Origin of the sequence: Mycobacterium sp., from assembly GCF_049280035.1 — a bacterium.
Classification (GTDB): domain Bacteria; phylum Actinomycetota; class Actinomycetes; order Mycobacteriales; family Mycobacteriaceae; genus Mycobacterium.
Map to the genome: position 1 here is coordinate 1 of NZ_JBAPPI010000718.1, position 3,775 is coordinate 3,775.

Annotated in this window: 4 protein-coding genes; all 4 read left to right on the forward strand. The window is 67.8% G+C overall.

The window, feature by feature from the left end; genetic code table 11:
* A partial coding sequence (locus WAN71_RS23140) for a TatD family hydrolase (protein WP_422227566.1) occupies nt 1–772 on the forward strand: 772 nt, incomplete at its 5' end.
* Between the two features lie 157 nt (nt 773–929).
* Nucleotides 930–2,057 carry a transglycosylase family protein gene (locus tag WAN71_RS23145; RefSeq protein ID WP_422227567.1) on the forward strand — a complete coding sequence of 376 codons (1,128 nt, stop codon included), beginning with the start codon at nt 930–932 and terminating at the stop codon, nt 2,055–2,057.
* Entirely contained in the window at nt 2,021–2,974 is a 954-nt protein-coding gene (gene rsmA / locus WAN71_RS23150; protein WP_422227568.1) for a 16S rRNA (adenine(1518)-N(6)/adenine(1519)-N(6))-dimethyltransferase RsmA, read from the forward strand. The genes WAN71_RS23145 and rsmA overlap by 37 nt, the downstream gene beginning before the upstream one ends.
* A 49-nt stretch (nt 2,975–3,023) precedes the next feature.
* A partial coding sequence (locus WAN71_RS23155; RefSeq protein WP_422227569.1) for a 4-(cytidine 5'-diphospho)-2-C-methyl-D-erythritol kinase occupies nt 3,024–3,775 on the forward strand: 752 nt, incomplete at its 3' end.

The following is a 3,775-nucleotide window of genomic DNA, read 5'->3' on the forward strand; positions in this document are numbered from 1 at the left end:
CCTGGACGCCTGCGGCGCCGAGAACGGCGACGATGTCCGCGCGATCGTCGATCGCGCCGCGGCTGTCGGTGTGACCGCGGTGGTCACCATCGCCGACGACCTGGCGTCGGCGCGCTGGGTGACCCGGGCCGCCGAGTGGGATCCGCGGGTCTACGCCGCGGTGGCCCTGCACCCGACCCGCGCGGCCGCGCTCACCGATGCGGCCCGAGCCGAGATCGAGCGACTAGCTGTCCACCCGCGGGTGGTGGCGATCGGCGAGACCGGGATGGATCTGTACTGGCCGGGCCGGCTCGAGGGCTGTGCGGAGCCGGCGGTGCAGCGGGAGGCCTTCGCTTGGCATATCGACCTCGCCAAGCGGACTGGTAAACCGCTGATGATTCACAACCGCGACGCCGATGCCGAGGTGCTCGACGTGCTGCGTGCCGAGGGTGCGCCCGACACGGTGATCTTTCACTGCTTCTCATCGGGCGCCGGCTTGGCGCGCGCTTGCGTCGATGCCGGCTGGCTGGTCAGCCTGTCCGGGACGGTGAGTTTCCGTAACGCCCGTGAGCTGCGGGAAGCCGTCCCGATCGTCCCCCTGGCACAGCTGCTGGTGGAGACCGACGCACCGTTCTTGACGCCCCATCCGTACCGGGGGGCGCCCAACGAGCCATACTGCCTGCCCTACACTGTGCGGGCGCTGGCCGAGCTCATCGATCGGCCCGCCGACGAACTGGCCGAGGTCACCACCGGCAATGCTCGCCGGGCCTACGGATTAGCCGCAAGCGGTTAACAAACCGTTAAGGCGATTGCCCGGAGTTGCCCTATCTAGGCCGGTTCGTTACCGTCTTGTGATCGAACGGTGAGGCCCCCGGTGGGCCTTTTGCTTTGTTTGGCTTCGTTGACGGACTGTTACTTGAGTGGTTGTTGAGGTCGGGGATACACGCGCGTTGAACGTACTTACGAAACTCCATCAGGCTCCCTCACCGGCTCTGCGGCTCTTGGTCGCGGGTCTCTTGCTGGTCTTAGGATTCGCCGGTGGCTATGCGGTCGCCGACTACAAGGCGGTGACGCTGAGCGTCGATGGAACTGCCATGACCGTCACTACGATGAAGTCGCGGGTGATCGACATCATCAAGGAGAACGGGTTCAACGTCAGCGAGCGTGACGACCTCTATCCCGCGGCCGGCGAGCGAGTCCGCAACGCGGAGAACATTGTATTGCGACGCAGCAGACCGCTGCAGATCTCGCTGGACGGCCAGCATGCCAAGCAGGTGTGGACGACGGCGTCGACGGTCGACGAGGCGCTGGCCCAGCTGGCGATGACCGATACGGCTCCGGCCGCGGCCTCACGAGGCAGCCGTGTCCCGCTGGCCGGCATGGCCCTGCCGGTGGTCAGCGCCAAGACCGTCGAACTCAACGACGGCGGTGCGGTGCGCAACGTGCACTTGGCCGCCGCCAGAGTCGGCGACATCCTGGCCGACATCGGCGCGCCGCTGTTGCAAAGTGACCAGGTCACTCCCGGCGCGGCGGCACCGGTGATCGACGGCATGCACATCCAGGTGACTCGTAACCGCATCGACAAGATCACCGAGCGGGTCCCACTGGTCCCGCCGCGGCGCCGGATCGAGGACCCCGAGATGAACATGGACCGTGAGGTCGTCCAGGACCCGGGCACCCCCGGCACCCAGGATGTGACGTTCGCGGTGTCCAAGGTCAATGGCATCGAAGCCGGCCGGCTGCCGGTCGCCAGTCACGTGATCACCCCCGCGCGCGAGGCGGTGGTGCGGGTCGGTACCAAACCGGGCACCGATGTTCCACCGGTCGGCAACGGAGAAATCTGGGACGCCATCTCGCGCTGCGAGGCCGGCGGAAACTGGGCGATAAACAGCGGAAACGGCTACTACGGCGGCGTGCAATTCGACCAGAGCACCTGGGAGCGCAACGGCGGGTTGCGGTTTGCCCCCCGCGCCGACCTGGCGACCAGGGAAGAGCAGATCACCGTCGCCGAGGTGACACGGGCTCACCAGGGCTGGGGCGCGTGGCCGGTGTGCAGCGGAAGAGCGGGTGCGCGCTGACCATCCGGTTGCTCGGGCGTACCGAGATCCGAAGGCTGGCCAAAGAACTCGAATTCCGGCCCCGCAAATCGTTGGGGCAGAACTTCGTCCACGACGCGAACACGGTCCGCCGGGTGGTGTCGTCCTCCGGGGTCAACCGCCACGATCACGTCCTGGAGGTCGGCCCTGGTCTGGGCTCGCTGACCCTGGCGCTGCTGGACCGCGGGGCCACGGTCAGTGCCGTCGAGATCGACCCGGTGCTGGCCGGTAGGCTGCCGAAGACCGTTGCCGAGCATTCACACAGCGAAATTCACCGGCTGACCGTGCTCAACCGCGACGTGTTGTCCATCGGGCCCGCCGATCTCGCTGCCGAGCCGACAGCGGTGGTGGCGAACCTGCCCTACAACGTCGCTGTTCCGGCGCTGCTGCACCTGTTGGGAGAATTCCCGTCGCTGCGCACCCTGATGGTGATGGTGCAGGCCGAAGTCGCCGAACGACTCGCGGCCGAACCGGGCGGCAAGGAGTACGGCATTCCCAGCGTCAAAGTCCGCTTCTACGGACAGGTCCGCCGTCATGGCACGGTGTCGCCAACCGTCTTCTGGCCTATTCCGCGTGTCTACTCCGGGCTGGTGCGCATCGACCGGCATGCACACCCGCCCTGGCCGACCGACGCGGCATTCCGTCGTAACGTGTTCAAACTCGTCGATATCGCATTCGCCCAACGGCGCAAGACATCTCGCAATGCCTTCGTCGAGTGGGCAGGTTCGGGCAACGAATCGGCGAGCCGGTTGCTGGCCGCCAGCATCGACCCGGCGCGCCGCGGCGAGACGCTCACCGTCGACGAATTTGTGCGGCTGTATCAGCGCTCGGGTGACGTCGGCGGCGACAGTGCTGACAGTGCCGCCGGCACGTCGCAACGGCACGCACCGGCGAGCTAACCGCCCACGGGTAGGGGTTTGCCAGTCGCGGGCGATAAAGTCGCGTGCGATGCCAACGGACCCGAACACCGCTGCTCAGTGGGTGCCCACTGGGTCGGTTACCGTTCGCGCGCCCGGCAAAATCAACCTCTATCTGGCCGTCGGCGATCGGCGCGAGAGCGGTTATCACGACCTGACGACGGTGTTCCACGCGGTTTCCCTGGTCGACGAGATCACGGTCCGCAACGCCGACGTGCTTTCGCTTGAGATCAGCGGCGAGGGCGCCGGTCAGTTACCCCTCGACGAGGGCAATCTGGCGTGGCGGGCCGCCGAACTGATGGCTGATCACGTCGGCCGGGCGCCCGACGTGTCGATTGCAATCGACAAGGCCATCCCGGTGGCCGGCGGCATGGGCGGCGGCAGCGCAGACGCGGCGGCCGTGCTGGTCGCCATCAACTCGCTGTGGGAACTCGGGGTGCCGCGCCGCGATCTGCACATGCTGGCCGCGAAGCTGGGCAGCGATGTGCCTTTCGCACTGCACGGGGGCACCGCGCTGGGCACCGGTCGCGGCGAGGAACTGGCGACGGTGCTGGCCCGGAACACGTTCCATTGGGTGCTGGCGTTCGCCGAGGGCGGGTTGTCCACCTCGGCGGTGTTCACCGAGCTGGACCGGCTCAGGGAGGTCGGGAAGCCGCCCGGGCTCGACGAGCCCGGCCCGGTCCTGGCGGCGCTGGCGGCCGGCGACCCGGAGCAGCTGGCGCCGCTGTTGGGCAACGAACTGCAGGCGGCCGCGCTGAGTAAGGATCCGGCGTTGCGCCGCGT